The following is a 16846-nucleotide window of genomic DNA, read 5'->3' as shown; positions in this document are numbered from 1 at the left end:
GTTCAGGTTACCGCTGTTAATAGGTACACGAATGGTTGAGTTTGAGCGTAGTTTGTGAGAAGTGTATAAGAACATTTTCTTGCAAGATGCGCTAAATACGACTATTTGCTGACAGGAGCTGAACACGAACCTTTGTTTTTTAGGTGATAACATGAGCAAGCCCATTAATATTCCTGTTGTTGTAGAGAGCGGAAAAAAATATAAAACATCTCATGGTGTAACAGCAATTAAAGATGGAGTAAAACCAACTGGGCAAGCTTATGAGCGTTTACCTAAGCCTAAATGGTTACGGGTGATAAATCATACTACCCCCGAGTACCACCAAGTAAAAGAACAAGTACAAAAGCACCGTTTGGCTACCGTCTGTGAAGAAGCAAAATGCCCTAATATTTCTGAATGTTGGTCACACGGTACTGCAACAATTATGTTAATGGGTGCAGTATGTACACGTGCATGTCGTTTTTGTGCGGTAGATACTGGAAATCCCCATGGCTGGTTGGATCAGCAAGAACCCGAAAATACAGCCAATACAGTAGCGCTAATGAATCTAGACTACGTCGTGTTAACCTCGGTAAACAGAGATGATTTATTTGATGGTGGCGCAAATCATTATGCACAAACTATCCGTGCGATTAAACAACGTTCCCCTAAAACCAAAGTGGAAGCACTAACACCTGATTTTCAAGGTGTAGAACGAGATATAGCAGTATTACTGGATAGTGGTGTTGATGTCTTTGCGCAAAATGTTGAGACAGTAGAGCGTTTGACTCATCCGGTACGTGATAATAGGGCAGGCTATACACAAACATTAAACGTCCTCGCATTTGCAAAACGTTATAGACCCGATGTACTTACTAAAACCAGTTTGATGTTGGGTTTAGGCGAAACAGATGAAGAGGTTATTCAAACAATGGATGATTTACGTCGACATAAAGTAGATATTCTTACTCTGGGGCAATACTTACAACCGACAAAGAACCATTCACCCATTGAACGTTATGTGACTCCTGAAACTTTTGCTGAATTAAGGCAGATAGGATTAAAGAAAGGTTTTTTTGAGGTTGCCTCGGGTCCTTTAGTTCGTTCCAGTTACCGCGCTGACCGAATATTTAAACAAGACAATTTAGGTTTATAAAGTCTAAGTGCTTCTCAATATCTTTACTAAGTTAGAATCACATTGCAAATGGAGCTCCCTCCTATGTAGACTGTAGAATACCTATTTTCCTGTATACGTCTTGTGAGTATCTCTCAGGCATAAAGCGCGGTGCGTCGGAATAGAATGTACACATCTACCCTAAGGTTTCTCCTTTTTTTCTCATTACTTTTTGCAAAATATGGGCGAGAAAGTACATAAGAATACCTAATACTATGGCGCTTACTCCCAAAGTCAAATAATACCTTTCATAATAAGGAAGACTATCTATGGGAGAGTGAATCGTGTTAGGAATAGCAACCCAAGCAGCAATTCTTCCGGATATGGCATGTGCCAGAGAGCTGGCGAGGTACCATACCCCCATAGCAAAGGCAAGCGAATTTTTGTCGCAGTATAGACCTACCATGCTTAAGCCAATGGCACTGACCCATAATTCTGCAATAGAAATAAGTATGTAGGTTAAAGCGATATAGTTTCCATTAACTATTCCATTAATAGTAGTTGTAGCAGCGAAGGCCATCACCAAAAGAGCAATACCTGCAAGCGCAGTACCTGCAGCAAATTGATAAGGAATAGTGAAGCGTGGAAATACTTTATAAAAGCGAGGCAATTGGCTGCCAATGGCTAAGATGAGCAATGGATTCAATATTTGATAATGAGCTGGTGAAACAGTTAAACCAAATAAGTTATGATCTGAATTATTTTCGGCAAATAAAATGAGTGTGCTATTCATTTGATTATAGATAACAAAAAATACCACTGCTTCAACAATGAGCAATAAAGCAATCATTTGTTTGTCGCGTATCAGGCCTTTAAGCGTTAGAGTTTTTCTTAAAAACCATATTATTCCTATACCACAACCTGACGCGATGATTGTGCTGGCAATGTAAACATGAGAATAAGCAAATAAGGTCAGTACATAAATAGTAATGATATAGGCAATTAAACGGAGCATACCTGATTTAGAGAGTTTCGATTGATCTTTACCCCAAATGACATTTTCATAAATTGAGTAGCGTTTCGCAAAATTTAAAGCCGCAATTGATTTACCTACAAATGTCAAAGTAAGAATAGAAAGCGGACCATAACGGCTTTCAAACAGCATTGGGGCAATTAAGGTGGCTAATAATGCGCCGACATTAATAGCTATATAATAGTAGGTCATAGCCGATTTCGCTTTGACGGCATCATCTGAATAAATATGTGAGACCATGCTTGAAGAAGTTCCCATTAAAAGGGAATTGGTGGCAGGTATAAATGCATATGCAGCGATGAAAAAAGTATCTCCCAGTGAACTTACTGTGTATCCACTGATCATAATAAGTAAATAAGCACAAGCTAATAGAATACTACCAAGAAGAATAGATCTTCTAATCCCTAATACAGTATCAGCCATGTAGCCACCGAGCATAGGCATTAGATAACCCATTGCATGAGCTACACCAATAAAAGCGTATGCTTTGGCCTGGCTATAGCCCAAACCTTGGGACCATACTGGGCGAGTTAAAAATAAAACCAATATGGTATTGAGTGCATATACGGAGAATTGGCTCCAAAAAGTAATAAATATGATGTTATTGGCTTGTTTTTGTCGCAGAGCTAATTCAGGCAAATAATTTTTCACTTCTTGAGAAATCATTTCTCTTACCTCGCCACCTTAAGATAATTATCAGATTATCATTTTCTGGCAAGAACGACATCAATTATATGAGTATCATGGTAGGGGAAGGTAAAAATTTTGCTAAAAAGACGCTTAATTCTTTGGAGCAAGAATATTTTTGGCAACATCCTGATGGACAAAGTATTGAGAAACCAAGTTCCTTCCATACCAAAAAGTGCTAATTCATCAATAGTATTAAGGGTAATGGGTATTTCCAAGCGTTGATGTGCGATGACTTCGAATTGATTTTGTTTGAATGCCTGCATCAATTCATTGTTATTTGCAGCAACTGTAGTATTTTTTACAATGGATTTGTAGTAATGGCCAACCACACTACTTAAAATTGAATCTTCTGTAATAAACTCAGCTAAACGTTGTTGTGCTACCGGAAAGGAGTCATAAGTTGTGGTAATCATTGAAAAATGACCATTTGCACGGGTCAGTAATTTGGCCTCCTGAAATAAAACTTTAATTGGAATATAAGCATTAATAAAGTGGGCCAGAATTAAATCTTGGCTGTGAGGCGGCAAGAACTTGCTTGCTTTTGCAGCGCTACCTTCTATAGTGATGAGCGGTAACGTTTCACGGGCATGATTCAACATCTCTGAAGAAACATCAATTCCGGTAAATTCTGCTTTTGGCATAATTTGTTGCAGTTTTTTTAGAAATGCACCATCACCAACGCCCAAATCAAGAACTTTATAATGTGGTTTCATTCCCAAATAAAAGTGCTTCATTTGTTCAATTGCTATTTGATGACTTTGACTAATCGCACCAAAACGGTTTGCCATAGTATAGTTTTCTGAACTGTTGTTGTACATGGCCTTCAAGGACATGCAAAATTACCTGTTTAAAAATGTTTGGTAAGTATATCTCTAAATGAAGGGGATTTGCGACTGCTGAATAAGGAAAAATTATTTAATTCATTTTTATTGACTTTCTAATACCCAGTTAATATCTGGTTTATGAATCCTGTTTCCGTATGTAGATTTGCCTAAAAAAAGCAATTAAAGTATTCGATAATAAATAGAGTTTATCTGCTTTGATCCTATCTAAAATATGGCCCCATTAACTCGCAATTAGAGGTTAATTGATTTTAGGAATGAAATAATTCACAATTTTTTGGCCAAAAAAGGCAAAAAGAGGCGTATTTCCTATTTTTCTTAATACTCTGTTAATAATCAGAGTGTAAAATTAAACTCGTATAACAAATATTAGTTTGTTTTTAGACCGTTTTTTGGCTATCAAGAATACCATGGATAGCGTTCTGTGGAGGAATAGGTAGCTGCTTTGTTAGGGAGATTTTTATGTTAATTTTGACTCGGCGCATCGGTGAAACCTTAATCATTGGTGATGATGTTAACATTACCGTGTTAGGTGTTAAAGGTAATCAAGTTCGTTTAGGTATTAATGCACCTAAAGATGTATCTGTACATCGTGAAGAAATTTATTTACGCATACAACAAGAAAAGCAATCAGACGAGTCTGAAGAAGCAGTATAAATTGATTTCCTCGCAGATCATCCGGTTCCGAGTACTTAAAAATGCTCGGGACAAACTTAATTTTTCTTTGTTCTCATCTTAACTTTAATCCTCTACGGTCTTTCATGAAGTGATGTATCTCCTGAGGAGAGAAAGTGCTTTGTACCGGCTTCATCTTGCAGTATTAGTTGCCCAATCTGGTTAATTCCACAAGCAATACCAGTTAAAGCATTTATAGACTGAGTCACTTTGATATTTTTGCCGAATAGATAATCTGATTTATTCCATTCATCCATAAAGAAGTTAAGATCATGGTGAATAAATTTGCTTAAATAGAGTTCTAAATTGATAATCAGTCTTGCAATAAGGATATTGCGATCGAAACGCTGCTTGGTTATTTCATATAAAGAGCACCAAGGTTTATCTGGAAGAGGATTATTCTCAGTATCGGTATTTACATTTAAACCAATACCTATGATGATTTGAACGTTGCCATTTGATTCAGCCAATATTTCAATCAAACTACCGCATAGTTTTTTGTGTGCCCATAAAATATCATTGGGCCATTTAATTTTAATATTAGATGAGATGTCAAATTCATTTAAAGTTGCCAAGACAGCCAGGCTGGTGACCAAACTCAATCCTGAAAGCTTAGTTAGATCATAGTTAATATTCCAACGAGTGGAGCAATAAAGATTTTCACCGAAGGGGGAGTGCCAGTGTCTGCCAAACCGACCTCTGCCTTGAGTTTGAATTTCGGCACAACAGATATCAACGGTATTTGAGGGAGGTAAATCCTTAAGATATCGATTTGTTGAATCAATCGAGGTGAATAGATGTAAATTAAAAGGGCTCGATTGTTTTTGTGAGGCTAGATGCTCCATAATTTGTTGTTTATTTAATAAAATCAATTGGTTGGGAAGTTGATAACCCTGATGTCTTATTCGTTTTATAGGGATCCCTGATGCTATTAAATGATGGATTTGTTTCCAAATGGCCGATCGGGTGATACCCAACGTTGCCCCTAATTCAGAACCGCTGTGGCAGTCGCCATCGCCAAGTAATTGTAATAATGTGATTTGTGCAGGTGTGAAGTGCATTGGTATAAACCTAAAAAATCAATTGAGTATTTTGCTGCAGACTAATTATTCCATGCCTAATTTCTCTTACTGTAGGGTGATGACATAAAGCACCGCTGCAAGCCACTTCGGGCATAAAAGAACGTAGTTGCCAAGTCATATTGTGTAATGGGTCATTTACTAATTGTTTGGTTGGCATAGATATGGGAACACTAAAATTTTTGGTTGGATAAGAAAGGCCTAAACCGCAGGCTTTGATAAATGCCTCCTTCTGTGCCCAAACATGAAAAAAAATGGCTGGCTTTAGGGAGGGAGGGACTTTAATAAATTCCTCGTATTCTTGGTCAGAAAATAAACTTTTTGCAATTCCTTCATAAGGTCGGGCAGAATACTTTTCTATATCTACACCCATAGGAAAGCCTTTCCCTACGGCAAGCAGCGCCAAGTCACCCGTATGACTTATATTAAATTGCAGTTTTGGGGCATTAATAACTTCAGGTTTTCCGTGGTTATTGTAAGCAAATTCCAGTTGTTCTGCTGGCATATTGAGATACTTTGCCAGGATGATTCTCATCGTTGCTCTGGCAGTAGAGAAACGTCGTTTGTGCCTACTGAAGTAAAATCGCTCTGCACGCGCAAGCTCCTCAGAATTTAAGAGTTCATATGCATTTTCTAATTCATGTTCTAAAGAAAATTGCCAAAGATCAATTCGAGCTTCGTTTAAGACACAGTTTTCTGTATTTAAAGGGTTAAATTCGGTAATGATCATATGCTTTGTTTGAATCTGGCATCAATTGTCGGTTAAGGGTATCATATACCATGATATTTAATTCACCAAAGAGTATTCAATGAGCCGACAATTTTTGGATTTTGAGCAACCTATCGAAGAGTTGAATCAGAAAATTGAAGCACTTCGCATGATAGGTAATGATAGCGAAGTGAATTTAAGTGATGAAATAGCGCGACTTCAAGCTAAATGTTCCGAGCTAACCTCTCAAGTTTTTTCAAACTTGGAGCCTTGGCAAATTGCACAAATGGCAAGACATCCACTTAGACCACAGACTACAGATTATATTGAACGTATTTTTACTGATTTTCAGGAGCTGCATGGAGATCGGAGTTGTTCGTCAGCTCCTGCAATTATTGGTGGTTTGGCGCGTTTGAATGGTGAGCCAGTTATGGTACTTGGTCATCAAAAAGGTAAACGAACGAAAGAAAAAGTATATCGTAATTTTGGTATGGCCCGTCCGGAAGAGTATCGAAAAGCCTTGCGATTGATGAATATGGCTGAGAAATTCAAATTACCAATTTTTACTTTTATTGATACAGCCGGGGCATATCCCGGAATTGGTGCTGAAGAGCGAAATCAATCTGAAGCAATCGCTCGCAATCTTTTCGTAATGTCACGTCTTAAAACGCCAATTATTTGTGTGGTAACGGGTGAAGCAGGATCAGGTGGTGCCCTGGCAATTGGCGTTGGTGATCGTGTGTTAATGCTTGAATTCGGTATTTATTCCGTAATTTCTCCCGAAGGTTGCGCTTCGATTCTTTGGAAAGATGCGTCCAAAGCAAGTGAAGCTGCTCGCGCAATGAGGATTACCGCTGATAAGATTTTAGAAAATAAGTTAATTGATATGGTAATTCCTGAACCGTTAGGAGGGGCTCATCGTAATGTCGATGAAATGGCCACACGTTTGAAGGAAGTTTTAGTTAACGAGTTGAGTGTCTTAAAGAAATTATCCTTGGATCAGTTGGTCGAAGACAGGTATAAAAAATTTATGGCTATGGGAGCAAGTGATTAAACCTTTATTGAGTACTGAGTGGTTTTCTCGCCTAAGTCATTTTAATAGATTAATTATAGGTTTTAGCGGTGGGCTTGATTCAACAGTGCTTTTGCATGTTCTTGCTTCCCACCCGACCTTGCTTACTAGATTAATCGCGGTACATGTAAATCATGGAATTAGTGCGAATGCTTCTTGTTGGCAATTACATTGCCAACAGTTTTGCCAGAATTTAGGTATCCCTTTAATTACCCAGGGTGTGCAATTTGATCGTTCAGCCAATATAGAAGAAGGTGCACGGATAGCTCGGTATGCAGTTTTTTCTTCCTTGCTGGCAGAAGAGGATTGCCTACTTTTAGGACATCATTTAAACGATCAAGCAGAAACAGTTCTTTTGCAACTGTTTCGAGGTTCCGGAGTGGATGGTTTGGCTGCTATGCCTGATTTTGGCCAACTTGCACTGGGAAAAATTGCCAGGCCTTTTTTAACTCATTCCCGGGAAGAATTGGAGCATTACGCAGCTTTTCACCAATTGAGCTGGATAGAAGATGAGAGCAATGAAGATATCGGCTATTCGCGAAATTACTTACGACAACAAATTATGCCTTTGTTGAAAAGAAAATGGCCTGGAGTTATAGGTAATATTGCAAGAACAGCACTCCATTGCCAACAGGCTAAAAGAAATCTGGATATGCTGGCAGCTCAAGATATGGCATCGGAAGAAAACCTCGAAAAATTAACAGGCAACTCTCTATTGATTACACCATTAAAAGCACTTGGCCGAGATAGAATAGCAAATGTGCTTCGAGTTTGGTTGAAAAATAATAAAATTCAATTGCCTTCAACTGTGACTTTTTGGCGCTTGATTGATGAAGTGATATTTGCTAGTCCAGATGCGGTTCCACTCGTGAGTTGGGGCGAAGTCACTGTGCGCCGTTACCAAAAACATTTATATTTAGATAATAGAAATGCAAATAATTTAACTTCCTATATTAGACCTCTTTCGAAACTTGCTGCAAAGCGAGATATTTTGGGAGACTCGGAGTGCAGAACTGCAGCGTACACGAAGTCACATGAAGATCAAAGCACGATATCGACGAAGCAGATCTGTTCTGCAGTAGAGTTTCATAAAAGATCCATTGAGTGGTCCGCATTTCCATTACCTTTAGTGATACCCAATTCAAGTATTAATTTATTAGCAAAAAAAGACAATCAGGGTTTGGTTATTCCTGCTGGTGCAAAAATATTTGTCCAATTTAGACAAGGGGGCGAAGAGTTTTTTTTACATGGACAGACCAAGCGTTTAAAAAAACTATTCCAAGAGTGGGGCGTTCCTCCTTGGTTAAGAGAGCGAATTCCCCTAATTTATTTTAATGATAAACTCGCGGCAGTAGTCGGTTACGCAATGAGTGATTTGTTTTTTATTGAAGAATGTCCTGATGCTTGGACTTTTGTTAATTGCTCTGTTTAAATTCATATTATTTCTAGTTTCTTGGGTATTTGCGGCCCCTTTTGTTTGAAGAATGTGACATTGTAAAAGAACGCCCGTCCTGTTGGTCTTTTAGTCATTCCCGTTGAGTTATTTCATATGATATTAAGTCCATATGCATTTTGAAACGATATAAGAAGAAAAAATTTGTTTAAATTGATATTTTAATTTATTTATCAAAAACTGGTTTATTTTTTATTAATTTTGTTTTATTTAGTATAAATAAAATAATTCAAAATCAAACTGGTTATATCATGAAAAGTATCGGGGCGATTCAAGAGTTACTAGCACTCAGTGGGAAACCAGGCAATGTACCTGTAGACCTCATGGCATTTTTTTTATATTTAAAAAAAATAAAACGGTTAGAAAAATCAGGAGAGAATTTTAATGCATTCGCTATGAGCACTGATGAAATGGAATTGTTTTCTGAGATTATTGAACACATGATTGGGTACAGTGAAAAAGACTTGCGGTTTCAGATTGCTATCGCAAAATGGGACGGAAGCGAACAAATAAATCATTGGTCTTTTTTGGAATTCAATTTTATAGGATCCCAGAATCCACCTTCTTTAGATGTTTTGATTTGTGATCCACTAGGTTTTATGCAATCACTGGTATTAGCTAATTTATTAAGCAATGTGATGAAGTTTGGTATTTTGAGTAAACGATGCCTTCTAAAAATCTATATTCCAGTAGATAGTTTACAAACAGCGGGTCGTACATGTGCTTATTTTGTGACTGACAGTATCTCGATGTTATCCACTCAAAATAAGTATTGTTCAGTTTATGATTATATGAATTCTCATCAACAGGAGAAAGAAAGGAACAACGCAATTAGCACATTAACAAGTTTTCGTGAATCTATGTCTCCATTCGCAGAGGAAGATCTTGGTGGTGTATATAATTTTAACTTGGTCGTTAGTCATTTGCCTTCTAGACTCTTGCGCACAAAACACTCTGTCACTGATTTAGAAAATGAAGTTCAAGACTCGGAGGAACATAAAGACGAAATTGTGAACAGTAAGGGTGAAACTGCATGGACATCCATCAGTAAAAATTTATTTTTTGTTAAAGATCGTAAAGGAGATGAGCAGTATCGGAATATGAGAGTTAACAAGAAGATGGAGAAATTGGGAGAAAATGTGAACGAAATATCCTCCGCATTAACTTCAGAGGTGGATATTCAACTGTTCTTTGAAGCGGTGCAAAAGCACCGACTATTTACTTTAGAAAAATTGATACAAAAAAGTGCTAAAACTTTTGATTACACTTCTTAGCATTCAGGTAAATTAACAGCCAATCCCCCCATGGAGGTTTCCTTATAAATACTCTGCATGTCCATTCCTGTTTGTTTCATGGTCTTGATTACTTTATCTAGAGAAATTTGGTGTTGACCATCACCAATAAGTGCCATTCGGGTTGCATTCACTGCTTTTACTGCACCCATAGCATTGCGTTCAATACAGGGAATTTGTACCAAACCCAAGACTGGATCACAGGTCATGCCCAAATGATGCTCCATAGCAATTTCTGCAGCATTTTCCACTTGTGCTACGGTTCCCCCAAGAACTGCCGTAAGGCCAGCTGCAGCCATAGAGGAAGCAACACCAACTTCGCCTTGGCATCCCACTTCGGCTCCAGAAATGGACGCTCCTTTTTTATAAAGTATGCCTATAGCAGCGGCAGTAAGAAAATAGGTGTAAATGTCTTCGTCATTCATTTTATCGTGTGCCTGTTGGCAATATTTTAATACCGCTGGAATAATGCCTGCAGCACCGTTGGTTGGTGCGGTAACGATGCGTCCACCAGCCGCATTTTCTTCATTGACTGCCATGGCATAAAGATTTAACCAATTCATAATGTCGGATTGTTCAAAAATGCTTTTGACTCCTTTTTCATTTATAAGTTTTTTATGTAAATCAGGAGCACGTCTTTTTAAATTAAGCCCTCCAGGTAATATACCATCGTGTTTACATCCATTAGCAATGCAATCATCCATGACTTTGGCAATGGCCAAAATACTCTTATGGATTTCTTCTGTGCTGCGCCAGGTTTTTTCATTAATTAACATTAATTCCGCTATGGTTAAATTATTTTTCTGACACAGATCTAGAAGTTGGGCTGCTGTTGAAAATGGATATGGAGGTGGGTTTGTATCTTCAGTGGCTTTGGAAAAATCTTCTTCAGTAGCAATGAATCCTCCGCCAATTGAGTAATAAATTTGTGCAATTAATAAATTGTTCTGGTTATCAAAAGCAGAAAAACGCATCCCATTAGAATGTTTAGGCAAGAGTTCTTTTTGTAAAAAAAGAAAATCAATTCCTGCATTAAAGTTAATATTTTTCTTGCCTGCCAGGTTTAACGTATGGGAGTCAATGATTTCATGCATGCGAGGCACCATAGACTCAGGGGCAACAGTTTCAGGTGCTTTATTTTCCAGCCCGTTTAAAATTGCCTTATCTGTCCCATGACCTTTTCCTGTTAAAGCCAGCGAACCATATAGTTCGGTTTTAACTCTGTGAACTTGATTCATGAGTTCCTTGTCTTCCAGTAACTTTAAGAAAGCATTAGCAGCAAGCATAGGCCCTACAGTATGAGAGCTTGATGGGCCAATTCCAATGGAAAATAAATCAAATACACTGATGTTCATGTGAGTAATCTCTTGTTACAATTAGTGCAAAGTGTAGAGAAATCTTAATTATTTGTCTATTTTAATTATAGTGGACTATTCGCTTTAATGATTTGTCGTGCATCCTTTGCTGAATTAGTCTATAAATTGAGATGCATTAATAATATCCTTAATGCAATGAGCTTTATGATATAGTTACAATTAATCGAGCTTAAATACTGGTAATTTTATACGAATTTAGGCAGAATTATGTTGCATTTTAAAATGTTATATCTTTTTCTATAAATTGGAAAGATATGCACAATAGAAAGACTACAAGGGGATTCTTTATGAAGATGAAATTGGTCACTGCGGCCGTCATGGGGCTGGCAATGTCTACTGTAATGGCTGCTACTGATGCTACATCGCTTGTTACGGATAAGGATAAATTATCTTATAGTATTGGTGCTGATTTAGGAAAAAACTTTAAAAATCAAGGTATTGATATTAATCCGGACGCATTAGCTAAAGGAATGCAAGACGGGATGTCTGGTGCCCAATTGATTTTGACTGAACAACAAATGAAAGATGTTCTGAATAAATTCCAAAAAGAGTTGATGGCGAAGCGCAGCGCTGAGTTTAATAAGAAAGCTGAAGAAAACAAATCTAAAGGTGATGCTTTTTTATCAACTAATAAATCAAAATCTGGCGTAACTGTATTACCAAGCGGTTTGCAATATAAGGTGATCGAAGCTGGTACAGGAAATAAACCAGGCAAATCGGATACAGTAACTGTTGAGTACACTGGTACTTTAATCGATGGTACTGTATTTGATAGCACTGAAAAAACAGGTAAGCCAGCTACATTCCAAGTATCACAAGTTATTCCTGGTTGGACCGAAGCATTACAATTAATGCCTGCTGGTTCTACTTGGGAAATTTATGTACCTTCAGACTTAGCTTATGGTCCACGTAGTGTAGGTGGTCCAATAGGTCCAAATGAAACTTTGATTTTCAAAATACATTTGATCTCTGTGAAAAAATCTGCCTAATCAATAAGGAGGGATATCCCTCCTTATCGTATCTCACTTTTGAAATAAAAGTGAGATTTCCTTAAGGGACAAGTTATCCTGCCTTAGAGAGCTCCGTAAGATGAACAAACGCCTATTTATTGTTTTCATTTTAGGTTTTTCCTCTGGTTTACCAATGGCATTAATCAGCAGTACCCTGCAGGCATGGTTTGCGTACAGTGGAATGTCGGTCTTTGCTACAGGAACATTAAGTTTAATTAGTTTACCCTACGCTTATCGTATTTTCTGGGGCCCTGTTCTAGATCGCTATTCCTTATTCAGTATGGGTAAAAGACGAAGCTGGATTTTAAGTATGCAATGCTTATTGCTTCTTGGATTTAATTTAATGGCTTGGTTTACTCCAGAACACTATCCTAAATTGATGGCTTTTCTGGCTTTAATTATAGCTTGTTTTTCTGCCACTCAGGATATAGCAATCGATGCCCACAGAGCAGAATATTTGTCAATTAGCGAACATGGTTTAGGCGCTTCTTTAGCAGTCTTAGGTTACCGGATAGCTTTATTACTGTCAGGTGGCTTAGCTTTGGTTATGGCGCAGAAATTAGGCTGGGCTTTTACCTATCGTTTTATGGGGCTCATGATGATTGCCGGCATGCTCGCTGTTTTCTTTAGTCAAGAGCCCTATGTTGTAGTAAGTAAAGAAAAAAGTAATTTTGTTTTATCTTTTATTGCTCCTATCAAGGAGTTGCTATTTCGTCCAGGAGTTATCCCTCTTTTACTCTTTATTTTTTGTTATAAATTAGGTGAAGCATTTACAACGACAACCAGCGGGATTGTCATGCCTTTTTTAATTCAGGGCCTAGGTTTTTCTTTAGAGACGATTGGCTACATCAATAAAATGCTGGGAATTGGGTCTATCTTACTCGGAGGCTTGTGCGCAGGATTTTTATTAATGCGTTGTTCTTTATATCGCTCGTTGCTTTTTTTTGGTTTACTGCAAGCATTAACCAACGTTTTATTTGTTATTTTAGCGATAGTGGGAAAGAACGTTACCTTATTGGCAATTGCAGTATTTTCTGACAATTTTGCAGCAGGCATGGGCTCTACAGCACTGGTTGCTTTATTCATGCGTTTGGTGAATAAGCAATATACTGGAACTCAGTTTTCTGTGCTTGTGGCTTTATCGACAATACCTCGTATTATATCTGGACCTTTCGCCGCAAGCATTCAAATGGCTATAGGCTGGGTTGGTTTGTATCAACTCTCTATTTTATTTGCTTTAGCGTTTATCCCTTTTCTAATCTTGATCAAAGAGCAAACTAAAGAGTATCAACAAGACCTCGATGAGGCAGTGAAAGAGGGTGAATTGAATCCTGTTCAGTAATATTTGATATGTTAGTAATTCGTTTTCTGAGTCAACATGTTACGATTTTAGAGCACCTAATCGGAGTTCATAAAATTGCTACATATATTTTTTATTTAATTTGATGACAATACCACTGACACCAACCAAGAGTAATCCAATTAAAATTAATGTAATTGGCCAACCTATGGTGTAAGGGAAATGCTGACTTGAAAAATATAAAATGAAACCCAATGTCGCGAAACTTGCAGTTATGAGCAAGACTCGGCTGCTTTCTATAATGGCCATATAAATTAAGCCACATGCTAATCCCAAATAAAGTATTTCATAAGGTTTATTTTTAACGATGTCGAAGGTTACTAAGAGTAGTGCCAGTGATGATATAAAAAAGAGTAACCCTGCAATACTCTGATACTTTGAGTGGTTTATAAACGAACTGACAGCTAGCAAGGATGCACTGAGAATAAACCATTTCAAGCGCTGCGGCACACCGAGTAACTCAAATGCTGCCAGGAAAAAAGAATAGAGGAAAATCAAGCTAATAAAGGCTAATACTGTCAGTCTTGTGCTGAGAAATGCAACGCCGTGTTGCAGAAAGAGGATAAAGCTTACTATGAGCACTCCCCAGGTAGGCATCAAGATGGATGTGTATTGCGAAAAGAGGGTAAGTAACCCGCTGGCTTCAAGGATCGCAGCAATAAGAAACAATGGTGCTGTGATTTTATATTGCCTCTCTTGGTAATAAAGACTTAATAGGAAGATTAAAAAGCCAAAGCCTAAATTTAAAATAATACGGCTATTATCTTCTGTGTAAGCAAATAGGATCCATCCAAATATAATTGTCGTGATTGCAAGAATGAGGGGCTTATCCGATAAAATGGAGAAACGTAGATGCGTGAAATAGATAATAGCTATGATTAATATCCACCATATTGGTAGCATTAAATTGTATTCCTGCAACAAAATCACAAGACCAGTGGGTTCAAGGAATAGGGCAATTAAAAATAAAGGTGTTGATGCTTTATGGTAATTGGGGTATTTGAGACATAGAAATGCTAAAACAAATGAACAAAAACCAAAACCTAGTGTCAATGTAACACGTTCATAGATATTAAAGTCTTGCCATTTCATGGCAATTAATGTGCAAATACCTGCAAAAATAAGTATCCCTCCTATATAGCTATACAGTTTATTCAACCAATTTGTATGATCTTCAGGGTTTGTATCCTGAGTCGGTTTTAATGCCAATGCTATTTCTCTAATGTCGATCTGGTAACTTTTGGCTAGCCCAACGATTTTTTCTAACGCATCTTTTTTATTCATGGTTTAACCCAACCAATAAATTGGACATTATTCGAAGTAAAATAGCGTGTACTTAAATTGTATAATTTGATGCAGGAAGACTTCTTTTTGAGGCATATTGTATTGTTTCGATAATTACTACCTAGAAAAAGGTCCGATAGTAATCCTGTGTTTAAACTATGGTTGTTTGTGTATAGGACATAACCGTCAGGAGACTCCAATGAGGTATCCAGTTTAAATTGTTTGGTTGATTGCACCACTTCCTCTTTAAAATTTGTATTGTTGTTAAGGTTTGGAAAATCTATAGGAAGTTCTTTCACCTTTTGCTTTTTTGCGTCAAACAAATAGAGTCTTTTAATTTCCCAATAATTGTTTGGAACTTTTGAATATCGAGCTACTAAGCTATCATTTTTAACGATAAAGTTAACTTGCACAGGAAAGGGTGAAGTAGAAGAGTCCGTTATAGTAAATAAAAGACTATAACGTGGAGGATCTGTTTTAAAAAAAGGAATGTTTGAAATAACGAAAACAAGCATGAGCAGTATTGGTAATGACAGTCCAGCCACCAAAGTCAAATGACTTTTTATCCACTTATTCGACATCTTAATTCCTTAAGTTTCGTAAAGCGCATATTGTGCTTCCTTATAGTATAGGCTGACTTTTAGTTTAATATTGGTAAGATTAATCGTACAAAGTAGGTTGCACTCGACAGACACCCTTTTTTATCTTATCTAAAAAATCAACTATATTATTTATACCCCAGTACTAAACACTCCAATCAGATAAATCTGATTTTAAGAGGATTTCAACCCTTGTCAGAAGATAAATTGATTTTTATACGAGAGTTTGGAAAAGAGTTGCATCAATGCGGAAGTCATTGGGGCAAGAATGTGGACCTCTCTGGAGCAGGCCCAATAAAAGTTTATACAGGTGAAGAGTCATGGATAGAATCTGCTATAGGTGGGGTTATAGGTTTGCATGGAAATGAACCTGGAAATGGTCCGGCTATTATTATTAAAGATATAGAACATGCAGGTGTTGATCTATTATGGACTAGTGGATTAATTGGATGTATGGCTCTTGCAATACTGGGAGCAGATGCAGAAGGTAAACAGGATGTATTTTTCTGTCATGCAAGGAAATATGATGGAAAAAATGCTATAAAAACTCCAGGTCAACCAATGAAATTAGCCCACGATTTTGTTCAATCTCATAATAGTATAAGAGTTTTTTGGGGTACGGATTTTAATTTCGGTGTTAAAGATTTTAGTGGTCCGCACAAGAAAAATGAAGCACAAATGCTTTTAAGTAGAGAATTAGGTTGTTGGGTACGGAATACCGACTGTGTTATTGCCAAGGAATTCGTTTTTTTTCCTAAACTGGGTATTGTTAAAGATGGAAGTCCGAGAGAAGCATATCGATGGATTCGTTTAGAAGATATTACATTAAGATCCAGATTTTCAAATAGCATGGCTTTATCTCCATTTATACCAAATCGAATTCTTTTACAAAAATTGGAAACACATCTGACTGAATTGAAAAATGACAGATCCTCATGGTTTAGGTTTTTTTTATATGATTCAAGAAGATCTAATAAAATCAGAGCACTAAAACAGATATTGGATGCTTACAGAGTTGGTAATTTAGACATCTTAAGACATTTTGCCCATTCGGCAAACAACAAAACATCTCCATTTCTCGATCCAAATGCAGTAAATACTTGGAGTCCTGAAAATAAAAGTACTACTGCTAAACTGGCTTTGGCAACTTTTTATGATGCTAAGGACAAAATTTTGGAAATGGGGGAAAATGGGGCTCTACACCAATTAAGGGGGCACTTTAATCAACTTAGTCTAAACTAAGTCTTTGATTTGACGATCAAAAGGAGATTAAAGTGCC

General features: G+C 37.2%; 15 protein-coding genes. 8 read left to right on the top strand and 7 right to left on the bottom strand.

Annotated elements, in window-relative coordinates:
• The first annotated feature begins 151 nt into the window (after positions 1 to 151).
• Positions 152 to 1135, top strand: a complete 984-nt coding sequence (lipA, locus tag Lpar_RS01110; protein WP_058516167.1) for a lipoyl synthase — start codon at positions 152 to 154, stop codon at positions 1133 to 1135.
• A gap of 154 nt (positions 1136 to 1289) precedes the next feature.
• Here lipA and Lpar_RS01105 read toward each other — a convergent pair whose 3' ends face one another.
• Both Lpar_RS01105 and Lpar_RS01100 read right to left on the bottom strand, forming a co-directional pair.
• Positions 1290 to 2792, bottom strand: a complete 1503-nt coding sequence (locus tag Lpar_RS01105) for a peptide MFS transporter (RefSeq protein ID WP_058516166.1) — start codon at positions 2790 to 2792, stop codon at positions 1290 to 1292.
• 38 nt (positions 2793 to 2830) lie between these two features.
• Positions 2831 to 3649, bottom strand: coding sequence for a class I SAM-dependent methyltransferase (locus Lpar_RS01100; RefSeq protein WP_058516165.1), 819 nt, complete (start codon positions 3647 to 3649; stop codon positions 2831 to 2833).
• 471 nt (positions 3650 to 4120) lie between these two features.
• Between Lpar_RS01100 and csrA the strand changes: the two genes are divergently transcribed.
• Positions 4121 to 4315: a carbon storage regulator CsrA gene (csrA, locus tag Lpar_RS01095; RefSeq protein WP_010654169.1), complete on the top strand. Its 195-nt coding sequence runs from the start codon at positions 4121 to 4123 to the stop codon at positions 4313 to 4315.
• Positions 4316 to 4407: 92 nt separating this feature from the next.
• Here csrA and Lpar_RS01090 read toward each other — a convergent pair whose 3' ends face one another.
• Together Lpar_RS01090 and Lpar_RS01085 are read right to left on the bottom strand one after the other, a co-directional pair.
• A complete protein-coding gene (locus Lpar_RS01090; RefSeq protein WP_058516164.1) occupies positions 4408 to 5394 on the bottom strand; it encodes a biotin--[acetyl-CoA-carboxylase] ligase in 987 nt (328 codons plus the stop codon).
• 10 nt (positions 5395 to 5404) lie between these two features.
• Entirely contained in the window at positions 5405 to 6142 is a 738-nt protein-coding gene (locus Lpar_RS01085; protein ID WP_058516163.1) for a 4'-phosphopantetheinyl transferase family protein, read from the bottom strand.
• Between the two features lie 79 nt (positions 6143 to 6221).
• On the opposite strand from Lpar_RS01085, the gene Lpar_RS01080 reads away from it, so the two are divergent.
• From Lpar_RS01080 to Lpar_RS01070, 3 genes are all read left to right on the top strand, one after another.
• The gene (locus Lpar_RS01080; RefSeq protein ID WP_058516162.1) at positions 6222 to 7175 is read left to right on the top strand and encodes an acetyl-CoA carboxylase carboxyltransferase subunit alpha; all 954 of its coding nucleotides are present in this window, start codon (positions 6222 to 6224) and stop codon (positions 7173 to 7175) included.
• A complete protein-coding gene (gene tilS / locus Lpar_RS18695) occupies positions 7168 to 8625 on the top strand; it encodes a tRNA lysidine(34) synthetase TilS (protein ID WP_058516161.1) in 1458 nt (485 codons plus the stop codon). The genes Lpar_RS01080 and tilS overlap by 8 nt, the downstream gene beginning before the upstream one ends.
• Positions 8626 to 8897: 272 nt before the next feature.
• Positions 8898 to 9920, top strand: a complete 1023-nt coding sequence (locus Lpar_RS01070; protein ID WP_058516160.1) for a hypothetical protein — start codon at positions 8898 to 8900, stop codon at positions 9918 to 9920.
• Here Lpar_RS01070 and Lpar_RS01065 read toward each other — a convergent pair.
• Positions 9917 to 11293: an L-serine ammonia-lyase gene (locus Lpar_RS01065; protein WP_058516159.1), complete on the bottom strand. Its 1377-nt coding sequence runs from the start codon at positions 11291 to 11293 to the stop codon at positions 9917 to 9919. The genes Lpar_RS01070 and Lpar_RS01065 overlap by 4 nt on opposite strands.
• A 308-nt stretch (positions 11294 to 11601) precedes the next feature.
• On the opposite strand from Lpar_RS01065, the gene Lpar_RS01060 reads away from it, so the two are divergent.
• Together Lpar_RS01060 and Lpar_RS01055 are read left to right on the top strand one after the other, a co-directional pair.
• On the top strand, positions 11602 to 12303 hold the full coding sequence (locus tag Lpar_RS01060) for a BamJ family beta-barrel-assembly machinery protein (RefSeq protein WP_058516158.1): 702 nt from the start codon (positions 11602 to 11604) through the stop codon (positions 12301 to 12303).
• Positions 12304 to 12403: 100 nt separating this feature from the next.
• Complete coding sequence (locus Lpar_RS01055; protein ID WP_058516157.1) at positions 12404 to 13666, top strand: AmpG family muropeptide MFS transporter; 1263 nt, start codon at positions 12404 to 12406, stop codon at positions 13664 to 13666.
• A gap of 78 nt (positions 13667 to 13744) precedes the next feature.
• Here Lpar_RS01055 and Lpar_RS01050 read toward each other — a convergent pair whose 3' ends face one another.
• The gene (locus Lpar_RS01050; protein WP_058516156.1) at positions 13745 to 14968 is read right to left on the bottom strand and encodes a DUF2157 domain-containing protein; all 1224 of its coding nucleotides are present in this window, start codon (positions 14966 to 14968) and stop codon (positions 13745 to 13747) included.
• Positions 14965 to 15549 carry a hypothetical protein gene (locus Lpar_RS01045; protein WP_058516155.1) on the bottom strand — a complete coding sequence of 195 codons (585 nt, stop codon included), beginning with the start codon at positions 15547 to 15549 and terminating at the stop codon, positions 14965 to 14967. Before Lpar_RS01045 ends, Lpar_RS01050 begins: the two co-directional genes overlap by 4 nt.
• Before the next feature lie 210 nt (positions 15550 to 15759).
• Here Lpar_RS01045 and Lpar_RS01040 point away from each other — a divergent pair, with 210 nt between their 5' ends.
• On the top strand, positions 15760 to 16809 hold the full coding sequence (locus Lpar_RS01040; protein WP_058516154.1) for a hypothetical protein: 1050 nt from the start codon (positions 15760 to 15762) through the stop codon (positions 16807 to 16809).
• Positions 16810 to 16846: the final 37 nt, after the last annotated feature.

The sequence above is a fragment of the Legionella parisiensis genome (genome assembly GCF_001467945.1).
Classification (GTDB): domain Bacteria; phylum Pseudomonadota; class Gammaproteobacteria; order Legionellales; family Legionellaceae; genus Legionella; species Legionella parisiensis.
Note: the sequence above shows the minus strand (reverse complement) of the source record. Positions and strands in the feature narration are given on the sequence as shown.

Coding starts and splice junctions, on each gene's coding strand:
- lipA (WP_058516167.1), top strand. CDS start 152: ATGAGCAAGCCCATTAATATTCCTGTTGTTGTAGAGAGCGGAAAAAAA.
- Lpar_RS01105 (WP_058516166.1), bottom strand. CDS start 2,792: ATGATTTCTCAAGAAGTGAAAAATTATTTGCCTGAATTAGCTCTGCGA.
- Lpar_RS01100 (WP_058516165.1), bottom strand. CDS start 3,649: ATGTCCTTGAAGGCCATGTACAACAACAGTTCAGAAAACTATACTATG.
- csrA (WP_010654169.1), top strand. CDS start 4,121: ATGTTAATTTTGACTCGGCGCATCGGTGAAACCTTAATCATTGGTGAT.
- Lpar_RS01090 (WP_058516164.1), bottom strand. CDS start 5,394: ATGCACTTCACACCTGCACAAATCACATTATTACAATTACTTGGCGAT.
- Lpar_RS01085 (WP_058516163.1), bottom strand. CDS start 6,142: ATGATCATTACCGAATTTAACCCTTTAAATACAGAAAACTGTGTCTTA.
- Lpar_RS01080 (WP_058516162.1), top strand. CDS start 6,222: ATGAGCCGACAATTTTTGGATTTTGAGCAACCTATCGAAGAGTTGAAT.
- Lpar_RS01070 (WP_058516160.1), top strand. CDS start 8,898: ATGAAAAGTATCGGGGCGATTCAAGAGTTACTAGCACTCAGTGGGAAA.
- Lpar_RS01065 (WP_058516159.1), bottom strand. CDS start 11,293: ATGAACATCAGTGTATTTGATTTATTTTCCATTGGAATTGGCCCATCA.
- Lpar_RS01060 (WP_058516158.1), top strand. CDS start 11,602: ATGAAGATGAAATTGGTCACTGCGGCCGTCATGGGGCTGGCAATGTCT.
- Lpar_RS01055 (WP_058516157.1), top strand. CDS start 12,404: ATGAACAAACGCCTATTTATTGTTTTCATTTTAGGTTTTTCCTCTGGT.
- Lpar_RS01050 (WP_058516156.1), bottom strand. CDS start 14,968: ATGAATAAAAAAGATGCGTTAGAAAAAATCGTTGGGCTAGCCAAAAGT.
- Lpar_RS01045 (WP_058516155.1), bottom strand. CDS start 15,549: ATGTCGAATAAGTGGATAAAAAGTCATTTGACTTTGGTGGCTGGACTG.